Annotated in this window: 23 protein-coding genes; 16 read left to right on the top strand and 7 right to left on the bottom strand. The window is 65.7% G+C overall.

Going from position 1 to position 25,272, the window contains the following annotated elements; all coding sequences use genetic code 11:
- Positions 1 to 16: 16 nt before the first annotated feature.
- The 4 genes from acnD (at position 17) to Q4S45_RS03970 (ending at position 8,531) form a co-directional block, all read left to right on the top strand.
- Positions 17 to 2,611: a Fe/S-dependent 2-methylisocitrate dehydratase AcnD gene (gene acnD / locus Q4S45_RS03955; protein ID WP_305512039.1), complete on the top strand. Its 2,595-nt coding sequence runs from the start codon at positions 17 to 19 to the stop codon at positions 2,609 to 2,611.
- A 103-nt stretch (positions 2,612 to 2,714) separates the two neighbouring features.
- Positions 2,715 to 3,905, top strand: coding sequence for a 2-methylaconitate cis-trans isomerase PrpF (prpF, locus tag Q4S45_RS03960; RefSeq protein ID WP_305509360.1), 1,191 nt, complete (start codon positions 2,715 to 2,717; stop codon positions 3,903 to 3,905).
- Between the two features lie 170 nt (positions 3,906 to 4,075).
- A complete protein-coding gene (locus Q4S45_RS03965) occupies positions 4,076 to 5,518 on the top strand; it encodes a bifunctional 2-methylcitrate dehydratase/aconitate hydratase (protein WP_305509362.1) in 1,443 nt (480 codons plus the stop codon).
- Between the two features lie 121 nt (positions 5,519 to 5,639).
- Entirely contained in the window at positions 5,640 to 8,531 is a 2,892-nt protein-coding gene (locus tag Q4S45_RS03970) for an EAL domain-containing protein (RefSeq protein WP_305509363.1), read from the top strand.
- Between the two features lie 295 nt (positions 8,532 to 8,826).
- Here Q4S45_RS03970 and xth read toward each other — a convergent pair whose 3' ends face one another.
- A complete protein-coding gene (xth, locus tag Q4S45_RS03975) occupies positions 8,827 to 9,591 on the bottom strand; it encodes an exodeoxyribonuclease III (protein ID WP_305509365.1) in 765 nt (254 codons plus the stop codon).
- A gap of 205 nt (positions 9,592 to 9,796) precedes the next feature.
- On the opposite strand from xth, the gene ftsH reads away from it, so the two are divergent.
- The 7 genes from ftsH (at position 9,797) to Q4S45_RS04010 (ending at position 15,619) form a co-directional block, all read left to right on the top strand.
- On the top strand, positions 9,797 to 11,683 hold the full coding sequence (gene ftsH, locus Q4S45_RS03980; RefSeq protein ID WP_305512040.1) for an ATP-dependent zinc metalloprotease FtsH: 1,887 nt from the start codon (positions 9,797 to 9,799) through the stop codon (positions 11,681 to 11,683).
- A complete protein-coding gene (locus Q4S45_RS03985) occupies positions 11,680 to 12,684 on the top strand; it encodes a ribose-phosphate pyrophosphokinase (RefSeq protein WP_305509367.1) in 1,005 nt (334 codons plus the stop codon). The genes ftsH and Q4S45_RS03985 overlap by 4 nt, the downstream gene beginning before the upstream one ends.
- A gap of 4 nt (positions 12,685 to 12,688) precedes the next feature.
- Positions 12,689 to 13,687 (top strand): CapA family protein, encoded by a 999-nt coding sequence (locus Q4S45_RS03990; RefSeq protein ID WP_305509369.1) that lies wholly within the window; start codon positions 12,689 to 12,691, stop codon positions 13,685 to 13,687.
- 337 nt (positions 13,688 to 14,024) lie between these two features.
- The gene (locus Q4S45_RS03995; protein WP_305509371.1) at positions 14,025 to 14,411 is read left to right on the top strand and encodes a hypothetical protein; all 387 of its coding nucleotides are present in this window, start codon (positions 14,025 to 14,027) and stop codon (positions 14,409 to 14,411) included.
- Positions 14,411 to 14,599: a DUF1653 domain-containing protein gene (locus tag Q4S45_RS04000; protein ID WP_305509373.1), complete on the top strand. Its 189-nt coding sequence runs from the start codon at positions 14,411 to 14,413 to the stop codon at positions 14,597 to 14,599. Before Q4S45_RS03995 ends, Q4S45_RS04000 begins: the two co-directional genes overlap by 1 nt.
- Before the next feature lie 26 nt (positions 14,600 to 14,625).
- Positions 14,626 to 15,099 carry a CreA family protein gene (locus Q4S45_RS04005; RefSeq protein WP_305509374.1) on the top strand — a complete coding sequence of 158 codons (474 nt, stop codon included), beginning with the start codon at positions 14,626 to 14,628 and terminating at the stop codon, positions 15,097 to 15,099.
- Positions 15,100 to 15,166: 67 nt separating this feature from the next.
- The gene (locus Q4S45_RS04010) at positions 15,167 to 15,619 is read left to right on the top strand and encodes a hypothetical protein (protein ID WP_305509376.1); all 453 of its coding nucleotides are present in this window, start codon (positions 15,167 to 15,169) and stop codon (positions 15,617 to 15,619) included.
- Positions 15,620 to 15,703: 84 nt separating this feature from the next.
- Here Q4S45_RS04010 and Q4S45_RS04015 read toward each other — a convergent pair whose 3' ends face one another.
- Positions 15,704 to 17,200 carry a leucyl aminopeptidase gene (locus Q4S45_RS04015; protein WP_305509378.1) on the bottom strand — a complete coding sequence of 499 codons (1,497 nt, stop codon included), beginning with the start codon at positions 17,198 to 17,200 and terminating at the stop codon, positions 15,704 to 15,706.
- Positions 17,201 to 17,256: 56 nt separating this feature from the next.
- On the opposite strand from Q4S45_RS04015, the gene lptF reads away from it, so the two are divergent.
- Genes lptF through Q4S45_RS04030 form a run of 3 tightly spaced genes read left to right on the top strand, consistent with a single transcriptional unit; the run spans position 17,257 to position 19,942 of the window.
- Positions 17,257 to 18,390 (top strand): LPS export ABC transporter permease LptF, encoded by a 1,134-nt coding sequence (gene lptF / locus Q4S45_RS04020; protein WP_305509380.1) that lies wholly within the window; start codon positions 17,257 to 17,259, stop codon positions 18,388 to 18,390.
- A complete protein-coding gene (gene lptG, locus Q4S45_RS04025) occupies positions 18,387 to 19,571 on the top strand; it encodes an LPS export ABC transporter permease LptG (RefSeq protein WP_305509381.1) in 1,185 nt (394 codons plus the stop codon). The genes lptF and lptG overlap by 4 nt, the downstream gene beginning before the upstream one ends.
- Positions 19,571 to 19,942 carry a sirohydrochlorin chelatase gene (locus Q4S45_RS04030; RefSeq protein ID WP_305509383.1) on the top strand — a complete coding sequence of 124 codons (372 nt, stop codon included), beginning with the start codon at positions 19,571 to 19,573 and terminating at the stop codon, positions 19,940 to 19,942. Before lptG ends, Q4S45_RS04030 begins: the two co-directional genes overlap by 1 nt.
- On the opposite strand, the gene Q4S45_RS04035 is transcribed toward Q4S45_RS04030, so the two are convergent.
- Complete coding sequence (locus Q4S45_RS04035; protein ID WP_305512041.1) at positions 19,918 to 20,481, bottom strand: hypothetical protein; 564 nt, start codon at positions 20,479 to 20,481, stop codon at positions 19,918 to 19,920. The two genes, Q4S45_RS04030 and Q4S45_RS04035, sit on opposite strands and share 25 nt — an antisense overlap.
- A gap of 61 nt (positions 20,482 to 20,542) precedes the next feature.
- Between Q4S45_RS04035 and Q4S45_RS04040 the strand changes: the two genes are divergently transcribed.
- Together Q4S45_RS04040 and Q4S45_RS04045 are read left to right on the top strand one after the other, a co-directional pair.
- Entirely contained in the window at positions 20,543 to 20,899 is a 357-nt protein-coding gene (locus Q4S45_RS04040; protein ID WP_305509385.1) for a helix-turn-helix domain-containing protein, read from the top strand.
- A 163-nt stretch (positions 20,900 to 21,062) separates the two neighbouring features.
- Positions 21,063 to 21,521: a hypothetical protein gene (locus Q4S45_RS04045; RefSeq protein ID WP_305509387.1), complete on the top strand. Its 459-nt coding sequence runs from the start codon at positions 21,063 to 21,065 to the stop codon at positions 21,519 to 21,521.
- Here Q4S45_RS04045 and cobA read toward each other — a convergent pair.
- Genes cobA through Q4S45_RS04065 form a run of 4 tightly spaced genes read right to left on the bottom strand, consistent with a single transcriptional unit; the run spans position 21,518 to position 25,269 of the window.
- On the bottom strand, positions 21,518 to 22,264 hold the full coding sequence (cobA, locus tag Q4S45_RS04050; RefSeq protein ID WP_305509389.1) for a uroporphyrinogen-III C-methyltransferase: 747 nt from the start codon (positions 22,262 to 22,264) through the stop codon (positions 21,518 to 21,520). The genes Q4S45_RS04045 and cobA overlap by 4 nt on opposite strands.
- Before the next feature lie 9 nt (positions 22,265 to 22,273).
- Complete coding sequence (locus Q4S45_RS04055; RefSeq protein WP_305509391.1) at positions 22,274 to 23,581, bottom strand: sulfate adenylyltransferase subunit 1; 1,308 nt, start codon at positions 23,579 to 23,581, stop codon at positions 22,274 to 22,276.
- Positions 23,581 to 24,519: a sulfate adenylyltransferase subunit CysD gene (gene cysD / locus Q4S45_RS04060; protein WP_305509393.1), complete on the bottom strand. Its 939-nt coding sequence runs from the start codon at positions 24,517 to 24,519 to the stop codon at positions 23,581 to 23,583. The genes Q4S45_RS04055 and cysD overlap by 1 nt, the downstream gene beginning before the upstream one ends.
- Before the next feature lie 33 nt (positions 24,520 to 24,552).
- Positions 24,553 to 25,269 carry a phosphoadenylyl-sulfate reductase gene (locus Q4S45_RS04065; protein WP_305509395.1) on the bottom strand — a complete coding sequence of 239 codons (717 nt, stop codon included), beginning with the start codon at positions 25,267 to 25,269 and terminating at the stop codon, positions 24,553 to 24,555.
- Positions 25,270 to 25,272 lie beyond the last annotated feature (3 nt).

Below are 25,272 nucleotides of genomic sequence, written 5' to 3' on the forward strand. Positions count from 1 at the left end.
CTGGTAATAGAACATGATGAACACCCTGAACCGCAAACCACTGCCCGGCACTTCGCTGGACTATTTCGACGCGCGCGCCGCCGTCGACGCGATCACGCCTGGCGCCTGGGACAAACTGCCGTACACCTCGCGCGTACTGGCCGAAAACCTGGTCCGCCGCTGCGATCCCGACACGCTGAACGCCTCGCTGCGCCAGCTGATCGAACGCCGCCGCGACCTCGACTTCCCGTGGTTTCCGGCTCGGGTTGTTTGCCATGACATCCTCGGCCAGACCGCGCTGGTCGACCTGGCCGGCCTGCGCGACGCCATCGCCGCGCAGGGCGGCGACCCGACGCTGGTCAATCCGGTGGTCCCGACACAGCTGGTGGTGGACCACTCGCTGGCCGTCGAATGCGGCGGCTTCGACCCCGACGCCTTCGAGAAGAACCGCGCCATCGAAGACCGCCGCAACGAAGACCGTTTCGACTTCATCGACTGGACCAAGAAGGCGTTCAAGAACGTCGACGTGATCCCGCCGGGGAACGGCATCCTGCACCAGATTAACCTGGAGCGCATGTCGCCGGTCGTGCAGGTCAAGGACAATGTGGCCTTCCCGGACACCCTGGTCGGCACCGACTCGCACACCCCGATGGTCGATGCGCTGGGCGTCATCGCCATCGGCGTCGGTGGCCTGGAAGCGGAAAGCGTGATGCTGGGCCGCGCTTCGTGGATGCGCCTGCCGGACATCATCGGCGTCGAACTGACCGGCAAGCCGCAGCCTGGCATCACCGCCACCGACATCGTGCTGGCGCTTACCGAATTCCTGCGCAACCAGAAAGTCGTCTCGTCCTACCTCGAATTCTTCGGCGAGGGCGCCGCGAACCTGACCCTGGGTGACCGCGCGACCATCTCCAACATGGCGCCCGAATTCGGCTCCACCGCCGCGATGTTCTACATCGACGAGCAGACCATCAAGTACCTGCGGCTCACCGGTCGCGACGACGAACTGGTCAAGCTGGTCGAGACCTACGCCAAAGAAACCGGCCTGTGGGCCGACAGCCTCAAGACCGCCGAGTACGAGCGCGTGGTCACGTTCGACCTGTCGTCCGTGGTGCGCAACATCGCCGGCCCGTCCAACCCGCACAAGCGCGTGCCGACCTCCGAGCTGGCCGCGCGCGGCATCAGCGGCGTGGTCGAAAACGAGCCGGGCCTCATGCCCGATGGCGCCGTGATCATCGCCGCCATCACCAGCTGCACCAACACCAACAATCCGCGCAACATGATCGCCGCCGGCCTGATCGCCCGCAACGCCAACCGCCTCGGCCTGCAGCGCAAGCCATGGGTCAAGTCCTCGCTGGCGCCAGGCTCCAAGACCGTCGCGCTGTACCTCGAAGAAGCCGGTCTGATGACGGAACTCGAGTCGCTCGGCTTCGGCGTCGTCGCCTTTGCCTGCACCACCTGCAACGGCATGTCGGGCGCGCTCGATCCGGTGATCCAGCAGGAGATCATCGACCGCGACCTGTACGCCACCGCCGTCCTCTCGGGCAACCGCAACTTTGACGGCCGCATCCACCCGTACGCCAAGCAGGCCTTCCTCGCTTCGCCGCCGCTGGTGGTGGCCTACGCCATCGCCGGCACCATCCGCTTCGATATCGAGAAGGACATCCTCGGGTACGGCGCCGACGACAAGCCGGTGCGCCTCGCCGACATCTGGCCGACCGACGAAGAGATCGACGCCATCGTCGCGTCGAGCGTGAAGCCGGAGCAGTACCGCAAGGTCTACATCCCGATGTTCGCGCAGCAGCACGACGACGGCCAGAAGGTCAGCCCGCTGTACGACTGGCGGCCGCAGACCACCTACATCCGCCGTCCGCCGTACTGGGAAGGCGCGCTGGCCGGCGAGCGCACGTTGAAGGGCATGCGGCCACTGGCTATCCTGGGCGACAACATCACCACCGACCACCTGTCGCCGTCGAACGCCATCATGCTCGATAGCGCGGCGGGCGAATACCTGGCCAAAATGGGTCTGCCGGAAGAGGACTTCAACTCCTACGCGACGCACCGCGGCGACCACCTGACCGCGCAGCGCGCCACCTTCGCCAACCCGACCCTGAAAAACGAGATGGTGAAGGAAGACGGCAAGGTCAAGGCCGGCTCGCTGGCCCGCATCGAGCCGGAAGGCAAAGTCACGCGCATGTGGGAAGCCATCGAAACTTACATGGACCGCAAGCAGCCGCTGATCATCATCGCCGGCGCCGACTACGGCCAGGGTTCGTCGCGCGACTGGGCCGCCAAGGGCGTGCGCCTGGCCGGCGTCGAGGCGATCGTCGCCGAAGGCTTTGAACGCATCCACCGGACCAACCTTGTCGGCATGGGCGTGCTGCCGCTCGAGTTCAAGCTGGGCGTCAACCGCGTCACGCTGGGCCTGGACGGCACCGAGACCTTCGACGTGATCGGCGAGCGCACGCCGCGCGCCGACCTCACGCTGGTGATCCATCGCCACAACGGCGACTCGGAAGAAGTGCAGGTCACCTGCCGCCTGGACACCGCCGAAGAAGTGTCGATCTACGAAGCGGGCGGCGTGCTGCAGCGCTTCGCCCAGGACTTCCTCGAATCGTCGAAGGCCGCGTAATAAAGTTTGTCGTTCCTGCGCAGGCAGGAACCTATACTGAATATGCTCAGCATGGGTTCCTGCCTTCGCAGGAACGACAGTCATTAGCTAACAGGATTCATTCATGGCACACGCACCGCAAATCAAAATCCCCGCCACCTATATGCGCGGCGGCACCAGCAAGGGCGTGTTCTTCCGCCTGCAGGACCTGCCGGAATCCGCGCAGGTACCCGGCAAGGCGCGCGACGCCTTGCTGCTGCGCGTGATCGGCAGCCCGGACCCTTACGGCAAGCAGATCGACGGCATGGGCGGCGCCACCTCGAGCACCAGCAAGACGGTGATCCTCTCGGCCAGCAGCAAGCCGGACCACGACGTCGACTACCTGTTTGGCCAGGTGTCGATCGACACCGCATTCGTCGACTGGAGCGGCAACTGCGGCAACCTGTCCGCAGCGGTGGGTTCCTTCGCCATCAGCTCCGGCCTGGTCGCACCGGCGCGCATTCCGCAGGACGGCATGGCCACCGTGCGCATCTGGCAGGCCAACATCGGCAAGACCATCATCGCCCACGTGCCGATGACCGGCGGCGCGGTGCAGGAGACCGGCGACTTCGAACTCGATGGCGTCACTTTCCCTGCGGCCGAAGTGCAGCTCGAATTCCTCGACCCGGCGGCGGAAGAAGAGGGCGCCGGCGGCGCCATGTTCCCGACCGGCAGCGTGGTGGACGAATTGTCGGTGCCCGGCGTGGGCACCTTCAAGGCGACGATGATCAACGCCGGCATCCCGACCATTTTCGTCAACGCTGAGGACATTGGCTACACGGGCACCGAACTGCAGGACGCCATCAACGGCGACCCTGACGCGCTGGCCCGCTTCGAAACCATCCGCGCCCACGGAGCGCTGCGCATGGGCCTCATCAATCACATCGACGATGCCGCAAAGCGCCAGCACACGCCGAAAGTCGCCTTCGTGGCGAAGCCGGCCGACTACGTGTCGTCGAGCGGCAAGCCGGTGGCGGCGACGGACGTCGACCTGCTGGTGCGCGCCATGTCGATGGGTAAGCTGCATCACGCCATGATGGGCACCGCGGCCGTCGCCATTGGCACCGCGGCGGCGATCCCTGGCACGCTGGTGAACCTGGCGGCCGGCGGCGGCGCGCGCACGGCGGTGCGCTTCGGCCATCCGTCGGGCACCTTGCGCGTGGGCGCCGAAGCCACCGAAACCGACGGCCAGTGGAGCGTCGGCAAAGCCATCATGAGCCGCAGCGCGCGGGTCCTGATGGAAGGGTGGGTGCGCGTCCCCGGCGACGCGTTTTAAGTGAACGCAGGAGTCCAATTAGCGGTCTAACTTTAGATACGCGCCGCGGCAGAATTGGGGGTCTGGTCCTGCGGACCTGACCCATTTTGATTTCGCCACAGATTCGGCGTCTTCGAGGTTCTCAATATGGGGTCAGGTCCGCAGGACCAGACCCCGAGGAGGCAACCGATTTGGACTCCGCCAACCGCCCCGACTGGGACCGCGAACTGATCGACATCGTCGACTACGTCCGCGACTACCAGGTCGACTCCAGCCTCGCCTACGACACCGCGCGCCACTGCCTGCTCGATACCCTCGGCTGCGGCCTCGAAGCGCTTTCCTATCCCGCCTGCACCAAGCTGCTCGGCCCCATCGTTCCCGGCACGGTGGTGCCGCACGGCGCGCGCGTTCCCGGCACCCAGTTCCAGCTCGATCCCGTGCAGGCCGCGTTCAACATCGGCGCCATGATCCGCTGGCTCGATTTCAACGACACCTGGCTCGCCGCTGAGTGGGGCCACCCGTCCGACAACCTGGGCGGCATCCTCGCCACCGCCGACTGGCTCTCGCGCATTGCCCGCGCCGCCGGCAAGCCGCCGCTGCGCATGCGCGACGTGCTCACCGCAATGATCAAGGCCCACGAAATCCAGGGCTGCATCGCGCTGGAAAACTCCTTCAACGAAGTCGGCCTGGACCACGTGGTGCTGGTCAAGGTCGCGTCGACCGCGGTGGTCGCGCACCTGCTCGGGCTGTCGCGCGACGAGATGCTGGCAGCCGTCTCTCTGGCCTGGGTGGATGGACAGGCGCTGCGCACCTACCGCCACGCGCCCAACACCGGCTCGCGCAAATCGTGGGCGGCGGGCGACGCCACATCGCGCGCCGTGCGCCTGGCGCTTATCGCCCGCACCGGCGAGATGGGCTATCCGTCCGCGCTCAGCGCAAAGACCTGGGGCTTCTACGACGTGCAGTTCAAGGGCCGGCCGTTCCGATTCCAGCGCCCCTACGGCGCGTACGTCATGGAGAACGTCCTTTTCAAAATTTCCTTCCCGGCCGAATTCCACGCGCAGACCGCGGTGGAAGCGGCGATGATCGTCAACGCGGCGATGGCGAAGGTCGGCAAGCGCGCCGACGACATCGCGCGCGTCACCATCCGCACGCAGCAGGCCTGCATCCGCATCATCGACAAGCAGGGCCCGCTGGCCAATCCGGCCGATCGCGACCACTGCATCCAGTACATGGTCGCCGTGCCGCTGATCCACGGCCGGCTGACGGCCGCCGACTACGAGGACGGCATCGCCGCCGATCCGCGCATCGACATCCTGCGCGCCAAGATCGCCTGCCTCGAAGATCCGTCCTTCACCGCTGACTACCACGATCCCGCCAAACGCTCGATCGCCAATGCGCTGGCGGTCGAATTCCAGGATGGCAGCCGCTTCGACGAAGTCGTCGTCGAATACCCGGTCGGCCACGCGCGCCGGCGCGCCGAGGGCATGCCGCTGCTGCTCGACAAATTCAGGACCAACCTGGCGCGCCGGTTTCCCGAACGCCAGCAGGGGGCGATCCTCGCCGCCACGCTCGACCAGGCGACGCTCGAAGCGATGGCCGTCGATGAATTTTTGGACATGTTTGCGATCTGATTAACGTCGCTGACGTGAAGCAATGTTTTTCGCGATGGGGCGATGTTCTGGTTTATGATCGTGCTCGAAAGCGGCCCGCGCGGAGGCTGCATGCCTATTTAATATCGCAGTAGCGACAGACATGGATCGACCACTCACCAGGCAGCCCGCCGTCGCGGCGGCGTTGGAGCTGATCGGCGCGCCGGCGTGCGCGTGCGACGGCGCCGCCATCATCATCGCGGCCAACCGCGAACTGGGCGCGCTGCTCGGCGCAGGCATCGTCGGCCGCGCGCTGCTCGACTTCTTCACCCCGGCCAGTATCGCGGCCGGCGAATCGGCCCTGCGCGATGCGGGCGCCGGCGCGCAGCGCTGGGACGCCGTGCTGCTGGCCGGCGGCGCCGAGATCGCGGTGCAGCTGCGCGCCAAGCCGCTGCCGCTTGACGCCGGCGGTCCGGGCTTCACCATCGTCTTTACCGACCTGCGCCCGTTCGAGCGCCACCAGGCCGAATTGCGCCAGACCCTGCTCGAACAGAAAGCGATCCTCGACAACGCCTCGGTCGGCATCCTGTTCAGCAAGGGCGGTGTGATGATGTCGTGTAATCCGCGCATGGCCGAAATGTTCGGCTACACGCGCGAACAGATGACCGGCCTGCCGGCCGCCGAGGTCTTCCCCTCGCTCGAGATGTACCGCCGCTTCGGCCTCGAGGCCGGCCCGCTGCTGGGCGTGGGCCTGCCGTTCGAGCGCGCTGAGTCGCAGTTCCGCCGGCGCGACGGCTCGCTGTTCTGGTGCCGGGTGCGCGCCAAGGCGCTCGACCCCGAGCGCAGCGAAGCGGGCACCATCTGGATTCTCGAAGACGTGACCGAGTCGCGCCAGACCCTGGTCGAAGTGCAGGCGATCATGACCAATGCCTCGGTCTCGATCCTGTTCACCAAGAACCGCCTGATCACGCGCTACAACCGCGGCTTTGCCGAAATGTTCGGCTACGAAGGCGACGAAGGACTCGGCTTGCCTGGCCGCGCGCTGTACCCGAGCGACGAGATCTACGCCGAAGTCGGCGCCGCCGCCTTTCCGCTGCTTTCGGTCGGCAAGCCGTTCCAGACCGAACTGGAAATGGCGCGCAAGGACGGCAGCACGATGTGGGCGCAGCTGATCGCCTATGTTGTCAATCCGGACGAACCGGCGCAGGGCACGATCTGGATCATCGAGGACCGCACCGAGCACAAACGCGCCGAAGAATCGCTGCGCAACACGCTGCTGGAGAACCAGGCGATCCTCGACAGCGCGGTGCTCGGCATCACCGTGGCCGAGCGCGGCTTCAACCTGCGCTGCAACCGCAAGATGGAAGAGCTGTTCGGCTACGCCCCCGGCGAGATGGACGGCATGTCGGTGCAAGGGCTGTACCCGGACCTGGCCAGCTGGGAAGCGGCGCGCGCCGAAACGTCGCGCGACTTCCACGCCGGGCGCGTGAGCATGTCCGAGCACCAGCTGGTACGCAAGGACGGCAGCCTGTTCTGGGCGCGCCTGTCGGGACGGCCGTTCGACCTGTCGCGCCACACCGGCCGCTCGGTGTGGCTGGTCGACGATGTCACCGCGCGCCGCGAGGCGGCCGAAGCGGTGCGCCGCGCGCGCGACGAACTGGAACTGCGCGTACTCGAACGCACCGCCGAACTGGCCGGCGCCAACGCGCTGCTACAGGGCGAGATCGTCGAGCGGCGCCAGGCCGAGGCGCGCGTGCATCACATGGCATACCACGACGGCCTGACCGGACTGCCCAACCGCGCGCTGCTGTCGGACCGCCTTGACCGCGCCATGCTCGCGGCGCAGCGCACCGGCCGCAAGCTGGCGGTGATGTTCATCGACCTGGATCGCTTCAAGACCATCAACGATTCGCTGGGCCACCTGACGGGCGACCACCTGCTCAAGGAAGTGGCCAGCCGGCTGTGCCGCGCGGTGCGCGCCAGCGACACGGTGGCGCGTCTGGGCGGCGACGAATTCGTCGTGCTGGTGCCGGGCATCCGCAGCGCCGACGAATGCATTCAGGTAGCCGAGAAGGTGATCGACGCGCTCGACGCGCCGTTCCCGTTCGAGGGGAGGGCGCTGCACATCACGCCGTCGATCGGCATCTGCATGTATCCCGACGACGGCGCCGACGTCGAAACGCTGATGCGCCACGCCGACGCCGCCATGTACCACGCCAAGGCGAGCGGCCGCAACAACTACCAGTTCTTCACCGAGCGCATGAACCTGGCGGCGGCGCAGCACTTCGAAATCGAAAGCAGCTTGCGCCAGGCGCTCGCCAACGAACAGTTCGAGCTGCTGTACCAGCCGATCATCGACATCGCCACGCGCCGCGTGCATGCGATGGAAGTGCTGCTGCGCTGGCGCCGGCCCGGCCAGGGCGTGATCCTGCCGGACCATTTCATCCCGGTGCTGGAAGAAAACGGACTGATCGTGCCGGTGGGCGAATGGGTGATGCGGCGCGCCTGCGAGCAAAGCGTCGCGTGGGCGCGCATGGGGCTGCGGCCGGTGCCGCTGGCGGTGAACCTGTCGCCGCGCCAGTTCATGCACGGCGGCCTGACCGAATCGATCCGGCGCATCCTCGACGAGACCGGGATCGACCCGGCGCTGATCGAATTTGAGATCACGGAAACGGCGCTGATGCAGCATGGCGAGCAGACCCTGGAAATCCTCGGGCAGATCAACAGCATGGGCATCCGCATGTCGATCGACGACTTCGGCACAGGTTACTCGAGCCTGGCCTACCTGAAGCGCTTCCCGGTGAAGAAGGTCAAGATCGACCGCGCCTTCATCAAGGACCTGGAGGACAGCGCGGAAGACCGGGCGATTGTCGGCGCGATCATCGCGCTGTCGGACAGCCTGCAGCTGTCGGTGGTGGCCGAGGGCGTCGAGACGGAAGGGCAGTACGCGCTGCTGCGGGCGAGCGGCTGCCAGTACGCGCAGGGTTACCTGTTTTCGATGCCGCGCGACGCCGAAGACGCGCAGGCAATGCTGGCCGCATCCCTGCGGACCTGACCCCGGCAGCTCTGGGTCTGACCCGCCGGGTCAGACCCTAATGCGGTTAAGTTAAGGTGAAAATTGGCGCGGATCGTAGAATCGGGGTCTGGTCCTGCGGACCTGACCCCATTTTGATTTGGCCGCTAACTATCGAAACAGTATTTTTCGGTACTAAAAACATCGAAGTGCTCTCGATGTCGTCGAAATTCTCAACATGGGGTCAGGTCCGCAGGACCAGACCCCGACGATGCGCGCGCTGCCGATGCTTAACTTAACGGCATTCGGGTCAGACCTTGGGTTTCGACCGTGCCCGTCAGTCCAGCGTGGCAATCACCGGCGCGTGGTCGGACGGCTGCTCCCACTTGCGCGGCACGCGGTCGATTGCGCAGGCGGTGCAGCGTGCGGCCAGCGTCTTCGACAGCAGGATGTGATCGATGCGCAGGCCGCGGTTGCGGCGGAAGCCCAGCATGCGGTAGTCCCACCAGCTGAACGATTTCTCGTCTTGCTCGAACATGCGGAACGAGTCCACCAGCCCCAGTTCGTTCAGCGCCAGCAGCGCGGCGCGCTCCTTGTCCGAGCACAGTACCTGGCCGGCCCACTCGGCCGGGTCGTGCACGTCGCGGTCGTCCGGCGCGATGTTGTAGTCGCCCAGGATCGCCAGATGCTCGTGCGTGCGCATCTCCTCGTCGAGCCACTCGCGCAGCGATTCGAGCCACGCCAGCTTGTACACGTACTTGTCCGAGTCGACCGCCTGGCCGTTCGGTACGTAGGCGCAGACGATGCGCATGCCGTCGATGGTGGCGGCCAGGATGCGCTGCTGCGCGTCCTCGTAGCGCGGATTGTTCTTGACGACGTCGGTGATCGGCAGCTTGGACAGGATGGCCACGCCGTTGTAGGTCTTCTGGCCGCTGAACACGACGTGGTAACCGGCGGCGTTGATCTCGGCCACCGGGAATTTGTCGTCGGTGAGCTTGGTCTCCTGCAGGCACAGGACATCGACCGGATTGTCGGCCAGCCACTGCAGCAGGTGCGCCAGCCGGACCTTGAGGGAGTTGACGTTCCAGGTTGCTATTTTCATTCGGCCAGCCTCGTACTGATGTGATTGCGATGCCGGGAGCATATACGGCTGAGGCGCGGCGCGCAATGCATCAGTCAGGATAGGGCCAGGTCCGCGGGACCAGACCCCATCTTTTGAAAAGTGCGACCGCCCGCCCGCTATTGATATAGCATCGTATTGAGGATTTTGCACTGGAGGGCGCGTGAAAGCCCAGCCGCAACTGCCGATGCCGCCACGAATACCGCTGTGGATGTGGCTGGTCATCCCGGCCGTCTTCCTGCTGTTCCAGACCCTTGCCGGTTCGGTCAACGTGCTGGCGCTTCCTTACAGCGACTTCAAAAAACTCGTCCACGCCGGCAAGGTCATCGAGGCCACCGTCGGCGAGCAGACGATCAGCGGCACGCTCACCGCGTCCGGCCTCGGTCAGGTGATACCGAAGGACCGGCTCGATAGCATCAAGTGCGCCGGCGACAAGCCCTGCCGCTTCTCGACCGTGCGCGTGGCCGACCCGAACCTGGTGGAAGAGCTGGAGGACGCCGGCGTGCGCTACGTCGGCCAGCCCGCCAGCACCTGGGTGTCCACGCTGCTGTCCTGGCTGCTGCCATTCGCGGTGCTGTTGTGGATGATGAGCGCGATGGCGCAGCGCTCGGGCATGGGCTCGGGCTTCCTGCTCGACATCGGCAAGAGCCGCGCGCGCGTCTATGTGGCCAGCAAGACCGGCGTCACCTTCAAGGACGTGGCCGGCATCGACGAAGCCAAGGAGGAACTGATGGAGGTGGTCGCCTTCCTCAAGGACCCCGAGCGCTACCGCCGCCTGGGCGGGCGCATCCCGAAAGGCGTGCTGATCGTCGGCGCGCCAGGCACGGGCAAGACGCTGCTGGCGAAAGCCGTCGCGGGCGAGGCGGGCGTGCCGTTTTTTTCGATCAGCGGTTCCGAGTTCGTCGAAATGTTCGTCGGCGTCGGCGCCGCGCGCGTGCGCGACCTGTTCGTGCAGGCGCAGGACAAGGCGCCGTGCATCATCTTTATCGACGAACTCGATGCGCTGGGCCGCGCGCGCGGGGTGGCCGGCATCGCCGGCGGCGGCTACAGCGAGCATGAGCAAACCCTGAACCAGCTGCTCGTCGAGATGGACGGCTTCGACACCAACAAGGGAGTGATCATCCTCGCCGCGACCAACCGCCCGGAGATCCTCGATCCGGCGCTGCTGCGGCCCGGCCGCTTCGACCGCCACGTCGCCCTCGACCGACCGGACCTCAAAGGGCGCGAGAAGATCCTGGCGGTGCACGCGCGCGACGTCAAGCTGGCGCGCACCGTGGACCTGGCCGCGATCGCGGCGCGCACGGCCGGCTTTGCGGGCGCCGACCTTGCCAACCTGATCAACGAGGCGGCCCTGCTGGCCGGCCGGCTGGGCAAGGATCAGGTGGACATGGGCGACGTGGACGAGGCGATCGACCGCATCGTCGCCGGCTTGAAAAAGACCACGCGCGTGATGAACAAGCTGGAAAAGGAAACCGTGGCGTGGCACGAGGCGGGGCACGCGCTGGTGGCCGAGTTCCGGCGCCACGCCGACCGGGTCGCCAAGATATCGATCATCCCGCGCGGCATCGCGGCGCTCGGCTACACCCAGCAGCAGCCCACCGAAGACCGCTACCTGCTCAAAAAGGCCGAGCTGCTCGACCGCCTGGACGTATTGCTGGGCGGACGCGTGGCCGAGGAAATCGCGTTCGGCGACGTGTCCACAGGCGCCACCAACGACCTGCAGCAGGCCAGCGACCTGGCGCGCCACATGGTCACCCAGTACGGCATGAGCGAGCGCATCGGCCTCGGCACCTTCGAAGCGCCGCCGCCCGCTTACCTGGCGTACCCGCCGGCAGGCCCGGGCCAGCGCGGCGCCTACAGCGAAAGCACGGCGCGCGCGATCGATGCCGAAATCGCCGCCTTGCTCAATCAGGCGCACCTGCGGGTCAGGGAGACGCTGAGCGCCAGGCACGAGCTGCTTGATGCGCTGGCCCGCATGCTGCTGGCGCAGGAAACGGTGGAGCGGGGCGCGCTCGATGCGCTGATTGCGCGGCACCAGGCGCAGGTCCACCTCATGAAGGGAGCGGCGCCATGACGTCCCTGCTGAACGAAGACGGATTGATGCTGTTCGCGCTGAACGGCAGCCGGCCCTTCGGCGAACTGGTGGCGCGGCAGCTCGGCGTGACTCTGGCTGCGCATGACGAGCGCGAATTCGAAGACGGCGAGCACAAGGCGCGGCCCTTGGTCAGCGTGCGCGGGCGCGACGTCTACGTGATCCATTCGCTGTACGCCGACTCCGCGCAAAGCGGCGAAGGCAAACTGTGCCGGCTGCTGTTTTTCATCGGCGCGTTGAAGGATGCGGCCGCGGCGCGGGTGACGGCCGTCGTGCCTTACCTGGCCTACGCGCGCAAGGACCAGCGGACCAAGCCGCGCGACCCGGTCGTCACGCGCTACGTCGCGGCGATGTTCGAGGCGGTCGGCGCCGACGCCGTGCTCACGCTCGACGTTCACAACCTGTCGGCGTTCCAGAATGCCTTCCGCTGCCGCACCGAGCACCTCGAAGCCACCCGCATGTTCGTCGCGTGGTTCGCCCCGCTGCTGAAGGATCGCGATGCGGTGGTGCTGTCGCCGGATGCGGGCGGCATCAAGCGCGCCGAACATTTTCGCGTGGCGCTGGCCGAAGCGCTCGGCAAGCCGGTCGGCATGGCGTTCGCGGAAAAGCACCGCAGCGGCGGCGTCGTCAGCGGCGACCTGCTGGTGGGGGAGGTGGCCGGCAAGCACGCGGTCATCGTCGATGACCTGGTCAGCAGCGGCACGACCATGACCCGCGCCGCGCGCGCCTGCATCGAGCGCGGTGCCGCCGGGGTCATGGGGGCGGCCACGCACGGCTTGTTCACCGGCGACGCGTCCGCCGTGTTGGCCGACAGCGAGCTGCAGCAGCTGGTGGTCACCGACACGGTGCCGCCATTCCGGCTCGAGCACAGCGCCGCGCAGACCAAGGTGAGGGTGCTCAGTTGCAGCGGCTTGTTCGCCAAGGCGATCGCCCGGATGCACGCCGGCGAATCGGTCAGTGCGCTGATGGCGCCCGGAAGGTGAGACTTTGGCGCCGAACGGACGGACGGTCAGGCTGGTCGCGGGCGGCGACGTCATGCTCGGACGCCTGGTGGGACGCGCGATCGCGCGCCATGGCCCGAAGTATCCTCTAGGCGCGTTGGCCGGCCTGCTGCGCGGCGCCGACCTGGCGCTGGTGAACCTCGAATGCGCGATCACCGCGTCCACCGCGCGCTGGCCGGGAGCGCCCAAGGCCTTCTACTTCGGCGCGCCGCCGGCGGCGATCGACGCGCTGACCGATGCCGGCATCGGCCTGGTTAGCCTGGCCAACAACCACGTACTCGATTTCGGCGTCGCCGGCCTGCGCGACACCCGGCGCGCGCTGCACGAGCATGGCATTCAGGCCGCCGGCGCCGGCAACAATATCGCCGAAGCGGCGGCGCCGGTCATCGTCGAGCGCGGCGGAATCCGCTTTGGCATGGTCGCGCTGTGCGACCATCAGGCCGACTTTTCCGCGCAGCGCGCACGTCCCGGCATGGCGTATATGGACCTGACGGACGAATGCGCGGCGCTGTCCGTGTTCGAAACGCGGCTCGCGGCATTGCGCGAAAAAGGCGCCGACTGGCCGATCCTGTCGCTGCACTGGGGGCCGAACATGGTGCTGCGGCCGTCGCCGCGGTTTCAACGGCTGGCGCATGGCGCAATCGCGATGGGCTGGAAAATCCTGTTCGGCCACAGCGCGCACGTGTACCAGGGCGTGGAACTGTACCGGGGATGTCCGATCCTTTATGCGGCCGGCGATCTGGTCGACGATTACGCGGTCGATCCCGAACTGCGCAACGACCGCCAGTTGCTGTTCGACATGGAATTGTCGCGCACGGCGCTGCGCAGGATCCGCTTGCACCCGGTCTGGATCGACGCCTGCCAGGCAAGGCCGGCGGCCCCGGACATGGCGAAGGCGATCATCGACCGGATGGCGCTGCTGTGTGGCGAATTGAACACGCGAATCGAACGAAGCGACGGGGAAAGCTGGATAAGCGCGGAGTAACTTGTGGTCGGTAAATATCTATTCGCCAAAATGTGTTGTCATTTTGACCCACCGGGGCTATAACTGTAGCAAAGTGTAACAAAAAGCAGACAAAACCCCGAAACTAGCCTATTGTTACTGACAGGGAATTAAAAATTGCATAATTATAACGCTCGGTGTATTATCGAATACATCGATCGTTGCACTTGAAATAGCAGTGGCTTTTTTTATCTCAGCAACAGCAACTGGCCCTGACGGAACAGTTTCAAGCTGAAATTGCTCCAAAAGGTGATTCATTTTTGAAATGTTGCAGTTTCAATTTTGTGAAATGCGACCACAGCATTTGTAAAGGATAAAAATGCGCAATGCATTTGAGGCATGGGCCCAGCGCGATGGACACATCGTCCGCCGCCGTGAAGATAAGCCGGAAGAATATCTCGTGTTCGAAACGCAACGCCGCTGGGTAATCTGGCAGGCGGCTTTGGCGCATGGAAAGACCGCGGCGGCAACGCCGAAGGCTTCCGCCAAGTCCGCGGCCAAGGAAGCCGAACCGGCACGCGCCAGCGCGCCGCAGGCCTTGCAGGGCGGCGCGGACGAAGCGTCGATGCGCAACCGGGTGCTCAATGAAGTGCTCGATGCGTTCAGCGACCTGGACGACGCAGCCGGCATCGAAGGCGCGCTGCGGGTGATCCAGAACCTGAAGAAAAAGCAGAAGGCGCTGGCCGAGCAAAAAGCCGAGAGCTGATGCAGTACCGGCACTACAAGGGCGGTCTGTACGAGCTGGTCTGCATGGCCACGCTCGAATCGGACCTGTCCGAGATGGTCGTGTACCGCGCGGCCGACGGTTCGATCTGGACCCGTCCGAAAGACGTATTCTTCCAGCTGGTCGACGTTGACGGCCAGATGGTGCCGCGCTTCGCGCCGGTATGCTGAATTTCCTTTCCTTCCCCGGAGCGCGTATGCAAGGGACCAGGGCCGCCCTGTGCGCGGCATTGTCGGGCGCCGCGCTGTGCGCCTCCGCGGAGACGGTGGGATCGGTCGACACCGCGTTCAAGCTGATTGGCCCCGATCACAAGGTGGTGGTCGAAGTGTTCGACGACCCGAAGGTGGCGGGCGTGAGCTGCTACCTGTCGCGCGCGAAAACCGGCGGCATCAAGGGCGCCATCGGGATCGCCGAGGACAAGGCCGAATCGTCGGTGGCGTGCCGCCAAGTCGGCGCGCTGTCCTTCCCCGGCAAGGTGCCGCGCCAGGAAGAAGTGTTTTCCGAGCGCGCCTCTATCTTCTTCAAGCACGTGCGCGTGGTGCGCATGGTGGACGCGAAGCGCAATGCGCTGGTCTACCTGGTGTATTCCGACCGCCTGATCGACGGCAGCCCGAAAAACAGCGTCACCGCGGTGCCGGTGCCCGCCAACCAGCCCATCCCGCTGCAATAAGCGTATCGATTCATGAATGCGCGGCGCCTGCCGTAAACAGCATTGGATGAATCAAGGAACCCACATCATGCCTTTCAAACGAACCGGCGCGGCGCTGCTGGCGCTCGCCTGCGGCGCGCTGGCCGGCTGCGCGACCCTGTCCGAGTCCGGACAGCAGGAAGTGACCGTGCACGCGGTGCTCGACCACCGCGAGCTGGCCGGAGTCGGCTGCGTGCTGTCGAACAGAGTTGGGCGCTGGTTCGTTATGGCGCCGGGACGGGTGACGGTGCAGAAGAACGATTCCGACCTGCGCGTCTCGTGCAAGAAGGATGGGGTGGCGATGGGAGCGGAGTTGTGGCATCCGCATTACGGCACCGACAAGATTCTCGGCAATGCGCTGCTCACCGCGGGACTGGGGGAGTACGTCGATCGCCATTCGGGCGCCGGTTTCGACTACCAGTCGACGATCACGGTGCTGATGCGGCCAGTCGCCGCGGCGCAGGCAGCGCCGACCAGCGAGCCTGGCAATACCGTGTACTAAAAAAATGGGGTCAGGTCCGCAGGACCAGACCCCAGAGTCGGCGCATCGGAGTCTGGTCCTTCGGACCTGACCCCATTTTGCTTCTTAGGTGCGGTTGATCAGGAAGGTCGACAGCAGCGGCACCGGACGGCCGGTCGCGCCCTTCGCTCCGCCCGATTTCCACGCGGTGCCTGCGATATCGAGGTGCGCCCAGGTGTAGTTGCGGGTGAAGTTTTCGAGGAAGCAGGCAGCGGTGACGCTGGCGCCGCCCGGCGTGCCGATGTTGCCCAGGTCGGCGAAGTTCGACTTGAGCTGCTCGTTGTAGGCTTCCTCGATCGGCAGGCGCCATGCGGTGTCCGACGCTTCCTTGCCGGCGGCGAGCAGTTCGGCGGCCAGCGCCTCGTGCGCGTCGTCGCTGCGGGTGAACAGGCCGCTGTTATGGTGGCCCAGAGCGACGATGCAGGCGCCCGTCAGGGTGGCGATGTCCACGACAGCCGCCGGCTTGAAGCGCTCGGCGTAGGTCAGGGCGTCGCACAGCACCAGGCGGCCTTCGGCGTCGGTATTGAGCACTTCGATAGTCAGGCCGTTCATCGAGGTGACGATGTCGCCCGGCTTGGTGGCGCGGCCCGACGGCATGTTCTCGCAGGCGGCGATGATGCCGACCACGTTCAGCTTCAGGTTCATCTCGCCGATCGCGCGGAAGGTGCCCAGCACCGAAGCGGCGCCGCACATGTCGTACTTCATCTCGTCCATCGCGGGACCCGGCTTGATCGAAATGCCGCCGGTGTCGAAGGTGATGCCCTTGCCGACCAGGACCACCGGTGCGTCGCTCTTCTTGGCGCCCATGTGCTTGAGGACGATGAACTTCGGCGGCTCTTCGCTGCCGTTGGTGACCGACAGGAAGCTGCCCATCTTCAGCGCTTCGAGCTGCTTGCGCTCGAGGACTTCGATGTCGAAGCCGTAGTCCTTGCCCAGCTTCTTGGCGGTGTTGGCCAGGTAGGTCGGGGTGCAGACGTTGGCCGACAGGTTGCCCAGTTCCTTGGTCAGGTCCATGCCGTTGGCGATCGCTTCGGCCTGCGCCAGCGCGATCTTGGTCTTGGAGTCGACGAAATCGGCCGCCAGAGTGATCTTGCGCACGCCGGTCGGCGCCGGATCCTTCTTGCTCTTCTGGCCGTCGGTGCGGAACACGCTCTCGTGGGCGGCGCAGACGATGGCGCGCACGGCCCAGGCCAGGTCGCGGCCTTTCACTTCCATCATCGGTAATGCGATAATGGCGTCCGCCGCGCCCAGCTGGGCGAATGCCTTGAGGGTGGCGCCGATGGCCGTGGTGAAGCTCTTTTCGCTGACGTCTTCGTCGGCGCCCAGGCCCACCAGCAGCACGCGCTCGGCCTTCGCGCCGGTCACGCCGCGCAGCAGCAGGGTCGAACCGGCCTTGCCAGTGATGTCTCCGGACTTCAGCGCAGCCGTGATTTCACCACCCTGGTCGAAGGCGCGGGCGGCAAGCGACAGTTTTTTGTTTTCGTAGACCGCGACCGCGACGCAGCCAGTCTTGGCCGACGCGATGGTGTTTTTTGTGTCGAATGCTTTTATGCTAAAGTCCATTTGATTCTCCGTATGTATATGACGCGCACTGCCTAACCTGTGATTATAACTTTCGAATGATTTTTCAACGCGCACTTCGACGTGAACTTGCCAGTGCCGCCGGCGCCACTTTCACGGTGCTGTTTTCGATCTATGTCACCTGGACCCTGATCACCCTCCTGGGCAGAGCCGCCGGCGGCAAGATCGCATCCGGCGACGTCGTCGCGCTGATCTTCTTCGCAGTGCTGAATTATCTGCCAACTATCCTGATCCTCACCAGCTTTATTTCAGTTTTGATGGCCGTGACGCGCAGCTACCGCGACTCCGAGATGGTGGTCTGGTTCGCATCGGGCCAGTCGCTGCTGCGCTGGATCGCCCCGGTCATGACGTTCGGCCTGCCAATCGTGCTGGCCACCGCTTCCCTCAGCCTGGTCGCCACGCCGTGGGCCAAGCTGAAAAGCACCGAGTTCATTCAGCGTTTCGAAAAGCGCGAAGACCTGAAGAAGGTCTCGCCGGGACAGTTCAAGGAATCGACCACCGCCAACCGGGTCTTCTTCGTCGAAGGCGCCGCCTCCGGCTCGAACGCGGTGCAGAACGTCTTCGTCAACACGGTGGAAAAGAACGGCAACACGGTCGTCGTGGCGAAGGAAGGCGTGATCGAAGGCGACGGCAAGGGCGGCCAGCTGCTGGTGCTGAAAAACGGGCGGCGCTACCAGGGCGTGCCGGGCCAGGCAGATTTCCAGTCGATGGAGTTCGAGCGCTACAGCATGCGCGTGGCGACCAAGGTGCCCGTGCTGGGCGCCGACCTGCCGGTCGACACCTTCACCACGATGGCGCTGATCGCCGCGCCGAACCGCTATACGATGGCCGAACTGCTGTGGAGGCTGGCGTCGCCGTTGATGTGCGCGGTGCTGATGCTGCTGGCCATTCCGCTCGGCTTCGTCAATCCGCGGGCCGGCAGTTCGGTCAACCTGATTCTCGCGCTGCTGATCTTCTTCACCTACATTAACCTGGTCAAGGTGTTCGAAGGCAGCGTCAAGCAAGGCAAGGCGCAATTCGGCACCGCGTGGTGGCCGCTGCACCTGACCGTGGGGCTGCTGGTGATGGCCTTGTTCGCCTGGCGCCTGAACGTCAACCACCGCTATCATCCGCTGGTGCTGCTCAATGCCTGGAAGCGCTCGCGCATCCTTGGGAAGGCGAGCGCCAAATGAAGATCCTGCAACGCTACTTCGCGGTCAACATCATGCAGGCCGTCGCCTTCGCGCTGGTCGCCTTTCTCGCCCTGACGGCATTTAACGACCTGACCGCCGAACTGCCTTCGGTGGGGCAGGGCGGCTACATGATCCAGCACGCCTTCCTGTACGTGCTGATGCTGCTGCCCGGCCACGTGTACGAAGTGATGCCGGTGGCCGCGCTGATCGGCACCATCTATGCGATGTCGCAGTTCGCGGCCAGCTCGGAATTTACCATCATGCGCGCCTCGAGCATGTCGACCGCGATGGCCGCCTGGATGCTGTTCAGGATCGGCATCGTGTTCGTCCTGATCACCTTCGTGTTCGGCGAGTTGATCACGCCGCGCACGGCGCCGCTGGCCGAGCGGCTCAAGCTTTCGACCAAGGGATCGACCGTGTCGCAGCAGTTCCGGTCGGGGCTGTGGGCCAAGGACGTGGTGCACCGCGACGGCGTCAACGGGCCGGTCACCGGCTCGCGCTTCTTCAACGTCAACCAGTTCAAGCCGGACGGCCAGCTGGCGGGCGTGAAGCTGTACGAATTCGATACCAGTTTCCGCCTGCGCTCCCTGGTGACTGCGGCCAGTGCCGCGTTCGAGGGGAACAATACCTGGCGCCTGACGGACGTCACCGAGACGCTGTTTTCGAACAGCCGCGTGCTGCCGGCGCCGGGCGAACTGGCGCGGTCCGGAGCGGCTGTCCAGGGCATGTTCGGCCAGGAGACCAGCGCCGTCTCGACGCGCAAGCTGCCCACGATGCAGCTGGTGTCGGAAGTGACGCCGAAGATCCTGTCGGTGTCGTCGGCCGATCCGGACCGCATGTCGGCCAACGAGCTGGCGGTGTACACGCGCCACCTGGCCGAGAACAAGCAGGAAAACGACCGCTTCAAGATCGCATTCTGGAAAAAGCTGATCGACCCGCTCGCCATTTTCGTGCTGATGGCGCTGGCGCTGCCGTTCGCTTACCTGCAGATGCGCAGCGGCGGCGTGAGCCTGAAGATCTTCATCGGCATCATGATCGGCGTGAGCTTCCTGCTGGTGAACACGCTGTTCTCGCACCTCGGCCTGCTCTCGACCTGGCCGCCGCTTCTCACCGCGGTCGCACCGAGCCTGCTGTACCTGCTGCTGGCGCTGGGCGCGCTGTGGCGGGTGGAGCGCCACTGATGGACGCGCGCGCGCTGGTGCTGTTCGCGCACGGCGCGCGCGCCGCGTCGTGGGCGGCGCCGTTCGAGCGGCTGCGCGACCTCACGCAGGCGCGCCTGCCGGACGTGCAGGTGTCGCTCGCCTTCCTCGAATTGATGGAGCCGCGCCTGCCTGCCGAAGTGGCGCGCCTGGCGGCCGCCGGCGTCACGCAGGTCACGGTGGTGCCGGTATTTTTGGGGCAGGGCGGGCATCTGCTGCGCGACCTGCCGCTGCTGGTGGACCAGATGAAGCTCGCTCACCCCTCGATCGACATCAAGGTGGTGGGCGCGGTCGGTGAAGATCCGGCGGTGCTCGATGCGATGACCGCTTACTGCGTCGCGTCCCTGGGCTGAGGCGGGCGCGGGAACAGCGCCAGCAGCCCTTTCATGGTGTAGACGACGATCAGCGTGCCATTCAGGTCGCCGATGAACATGACGAAAAATCCGCGCAGCAGGTTGCCGGAGTCGCCGTGGACGAAGAACCAGATATGGTGCAGCAGCGGGCTCGCCAGCGAATACAGCAGGATGCAGCCGAGCAGGCGCTTCGGAGACAGGTTGGTCAGCGACGCGCGCAGTCCGAACGCATGCTGGGCGACGCGGTTGGCGAGCCACGGTGCGGCCGCGGCCAGGATACCGCCCATGAAGGAGCGCATGAAGTCGTTCGGGAAGAAGTGGAAGAAGCACACCAGCCAGGACACCAGCAGCAGGCCGATCGCGCCGGCGTCGCCGAACAGCAGCACGCAGAGCAGGCGCATGCCGGCCGGCAGGTAGATCCAGGCGATACCGGGGACGAATTCGATTTGCGTAAACAGCCATTCGTTCGCGGCCAGCATGGCGACAAATGCGATCATGGTCGTCGCGACCATCGCTGCCTGAAACCGCCACTGAGTCATCAAATCACCGCTTCCTGTAGTATACAATGGCATTATCGCCATTCGGTCCTATTGGAGTTCGATGACAAAGTCGCCCGTCCGTCCCGCAGACATTTATTTGCGCTTCCTGCAACTCGCAGACGCGCTGCGCGGCTTGCCCTCGCTGCCTTCGCTCGATCCGCTGGAAGAGCGTATTCTGGCATTTGTGGCGGTGAAGGCGCAAGCGAATGATCGACTTTCGGTACGCGACATGATGGCTCACGCCGAATTCGGATCGCCCGCCACGGTGCACAGCCGTCTGAAGTCGATGCGCGAAAAGGGCTGGCTGATGCTGGCCGATACCGAGGACACGCGGCGCAAGCAGATCGAGCTGACCCAGGCGGCGCTGCTCCATTTCGACCGGCTGTCCAACTGCCTGGTGAACGCCACCAAGGGCTGAGTGTCGACTCTTGGTAGTCGCACGCCGGTTTTTTTCACCTTCGGCACGAGCTTTGCGCTGCATCAGTCGCGCGCGCCCGCATACGTTTGACACCCCGTTTTCAGGCGGCCACACTGGATGACATGCCAGCTGGGGCGCCTCCATGTTCCTCGAATTTTGCAAGTTGCTTTTTCTTACCGCGCGCGAGTGGCTGCGCCGGCTGGGTGTCGTCGCGCAGCGTGAATCGGCGCGGGCGCCGCGCTTGCCGATCCGCGCGTGGTGGCTGCCCGCCCTGTTCGCCGACGCCCGCTGCGCGCGCCGCGTCGAAGCGCTGGCGCTGCGCCTGACGCGCATGGGCAGCAAGATCGAGTCGCTGCGCGTGCACGTGCGCGGCGCCAGCTACCCCGATGCGGTGGATTCCGACGCCGGTTTTCTCGTGATGCTCACCGAACTGAAACAGGACATGCGCGCGCTGCGCTGCGAAGTGGCGGGCTGGCAGTGCGATTCGGCGGCGCTGGGCAGCGCGCGCCTGCAGCGGGCGCTGGCGGCGATCGCCGTCATCAGCGAGCGCATTTTCACCCAGGCCGACCAGCTGCTGTGGGAGCTTGCGGAGCGCGGCCGCGTGCGCGGCCTGCCGGCTTAGGCCGACAGCCTTTGCCCGTGCCGGGCGTCGTCCGCCGCTTGGTGCTCGCGCAGCCTCAGTGCCTCGCCCATCATCACCAGTACCGGGCCGTGCGCCGCGTCGAGGCCGCGCGCCAGCGTGGACAGGGTCAGGCGCAGGATGCGCTGGTCGGGCCGGCTGCAGTTTTCGACCACCACGACCGGCGTGTCGGCGCGGCGGCCCTGGTCGAGCATGCGCTGCGCTGTGGCGATCGCCTCGCGCCCGCCCATGTACTGCACCAGGGTGTCGGTGTCCGGCACGGCCGGCTGGTCCGCATGTTCCGGCGCGGTGCTCGAGGTGAAGAAGGCCACGCTGCGCGAGACGCCGCGCTTGGTCAGCGGCTGCTTGGTCGCCGCGGCCGCGGCCAGCGCGGTGGTGATGCCGGGGACGACTTCGACCTCGACGCCGGCCTGCTCGAGCGCGCGCAGTTCCTCGTCGGCGCGGCCGAACAGCATCGGGTCGCCGCCCTTGAGGCGCACGACGAGGTCAAATTTACTTGAGTAGTCAAGCATCTGCTTGTTGATGAAGCCTTGCGCGGTCGACAGCTGGCCGCAGCGCTTTCCCACCGCGACCTTCAGCGCCTGCGGGCACAGTTCCAGCATCTCGGGCGTGACCAGCGCGTCGTGCAGCACCACGTCGGCCTGCGCCAGCAGGCGCGCGCCGCGCAGCGTGATCAGGTCCTGGGCGCCGGGGCCGGCGCCGATCAGATAGACTTTTCCGCCCATGCCGTCTCCTTAAGCGTCGAGGCGGATCATGCCCGCGGCGACAGTCTGGTGGGTGACTTCATCGATCAGGATGAAGGCGCCGGTGGCGCGGATGTCGTCGTAGGCGTCGGCCGCCAGCGGCTGCTGCACGGTCAGGCCGATGCGCGCGATGTCGTTCAGCTTCAGTCCTTCGGCCGGATGGCGCTGCTGGGTGTTGATGTCGAGGATGGAATCGACCTTCGTCACCTTGGCCGCGGTCTGGCGCGTGCCATGCTTGATCCAGTACTTGCGGCGCACATCGAGCGGCTCGTCCGACATCCAGCACACGTCGGCGACCACGTTCTTGAGCAGCGTCGCGGGCTGGCCGGCGCCGGCCAGCAGGTCGCCGCGCGAGATGTCGAGATGCTCGTTCAGCAGCAGCGTGATCGACTGCCCGACCACCGCGGACTCATGCGAGCCTTCCAGCGTGACGATGTCCTTGACCGTCGCGCTCTGGCCGGACGGCTGCACCACCAGCCTGTCGCCGACGCTGACCTTGCCCGCTTCGATCCGGCCCATGTAGCCGCGGAAGTCGTTGGCCTCGTGGCCGTTGTGGCGCGCCACCAGCTGCACCGGGAAGCGGAACGGCGCGTGGTGCGACTCGTCGTACACCGACAGCGATTCGAGCAGCTCGATCAGGGTAGGGCCCTGGTACCACGCCATCTTCTCGCTCTTTTCGACCACGTTGTCGCCGGTGAGGGCCGACAGCGGAATCGGCGTGATGTCGTGCAGGCCGAGCGTCGCCGCGAACTCGCGGTAGGCCTTGACGATGCGCTCGTACACCTGCTGGTCGTAGCCGGCCAGGTCCATCTTGTTGACCGCGACGACGACGTGCTCGATTTTCAGCAGGTGGGCGATGGTCGAATGGCGCTTGGTCTGGATCAGCAGGTCGACGCCGCCATCCTCGCGCAGCTTCACTTTCGACACGTCGATCAGGATGATCACCGCGTCGGCGGTGGAGGCGCCGGTCACCATGTTGCGGGTGTACTGCTCGTGGCCCGGCGTGTCGGCGATGATGAACTTGCGCTTGGGCGTGGCGAAGTAGCGGTAGGCCACGTCGATCGTGATGCCTTGTTCGCGCTCGGCTTCCAGGCCGTCGGTCAGCAGCGACAGGTCGACCGCGTCGCCCACGGTGCGCTTGTGCTTCGAGCGCGACATTGCATCGAGCTGGTCGGCGAAGATGCCTTTGCTGTCGAACAGCAGGCGGCCGATCAGGGTGCTCTTGCCGTCGTCGACCGAGCCCGCGGTGATGAAGCGCAGCAGTCCCCGTTCCGTCAGTTTTTCGTTCATGGCGTTCATCAGAAGTATCCTGCTTTCTTGCGTTTTTCCATCGAGGCTTCGGAGGTCTGGTCGTCCATCCGGGTGGCGCCGCGCTCGGTGATCTGGGTGATCGCGGTTTCGGCGATGATCGCGTCGACCGTCGATGCGTTCGACGACACCGGGCAGGTGCAGGAGATGTCGCCGACGGTGCGGAAACGCACGACCTGGGTCTCGACCGTTTCGCCTTCGCGCGGCGGCGTGAGGTCCGTCAGCGGCACCAGCAGGCCGTTGCGCGGGATGACCTGGCGCTCGTGGGCGAAGTAGATCGGCGGCAGCGCCAGCTGCTCGCGCTGGATGTAGAGCCAGACATCGAGCTCGGTCCAGTTGGAGATCGGGAACACGCGCATGTTCTCGCCCGGGTGCACGCGGGTGTTGTACAGGTCCCAGAGTTCGGGGCGCTGGGCCTTCGGATCCCACTGGCCGAATTCGTCGCGGAAGGAGAAGATGCGTTCCTTGGCGCGCGCCTTTTCCTCGTCGCGGCGGGCGCCGCCGATGCAGGCGTCGAAGCCGTGTTCGGCGATCGTCTCGAGCAGCGTCACCGCCTGCGCCGCGTTGCGTGAGTCGGTGGCCGGATTGCGCAGGCGCACCGTGCCGCGCTTGATGGAGTCTTCGACCGAGCCGACGATCAGGCGCTCGCCCAGTTCCGCCACGCGCTTGTCGCGAAATTCGATGACTTCGGCGAAGTTGTGGCCGGTGTCGATGTGCACCAGCGGGAACGGGAATTTACCGGGGCGGAAGGCCTTCTCGGCCAGGCGCAGCAGCACCACCGAGTCCTTCCCGCCCGAGAACAGCAGGGCGGGGTTGGCGCATTCGGCCGCGACTTCGCGCATGATGTGGATCGCTTCGGATTCGAGCGCATCGAGGTGGCGCGCATTCACGTCGGTCAGTACGTTCGGGGTGTCGGTGATTGTGTTCATTTGGCGTTGCCCTGTCGTGTGGCTGATGTGGCTTCAGGCAGCCACGGATTTAATGCGAATCAGTTTGCCGTCCACCATGTGCAGGCCGCATTCCTTCGAGTCCGGGTTTTCCCACCACCAGCGGCCGGCGCGCACATCCTCGCCCGGCTGCACGGCGCGCGTGCACGGCGCGCAGCCGATCGACGGGAAGCCCTGGTCGTGGAGCGCGTTGTACGGCACGTCGTTGGCGCGGATGTAGTCCCACACATCCTGCTCCGACCAGTCGGCCAGCGGATTGAACTTGGTCATGCCGTGCGCCGCATCGATTTCTTCGACCGCCAGTTCGGCGCGCGTGGTCGATTGCGCGCGGCGCTGGCCGGTGATCCAGGCCTTGTTGCCGGCCAAGGCGCGGCCCAGCGGCTCGACCTTGCGGATGCGGCAGCACTCGCGGCGCATGTCCACGCTGTCGTAGAAGGCGTTCAGGCCGTTCTCGGCCACGTAGCTGTCGACCGCCTGCGCGTTCGGGTGGTACAGCTCGATGTCGTAGCCGTAGCGTTCCTTCACCGCGTCCAGCACGGCGAGCGTTTCGGGGTGCAGGCGGCCGGTGTCGAGCGAGAAGATCCCGATCGGCAGGCCGGCCTTCAGAATCAGGTCGGTCAGCACCATGTCTTCGGCGGCCAGGCTCGATGCGAATACCGCCGGCGTGAAGTCGCGCGCGATGCGCTGCAGGGTGGCCTGGGTGGCGGCGACAAGGGCGTTCAGATCATTCATGCG

The sequence above is a fragment of the Massilia sp. R2A-15 genome, from assembly GCF_030704305.1.
Taxonomy (GTDB): Bacteria; Pseudomonadota; Gammaproteobacteria; order Burkholderiales; family Burkholderiaceae_D; genus JAFCUW01.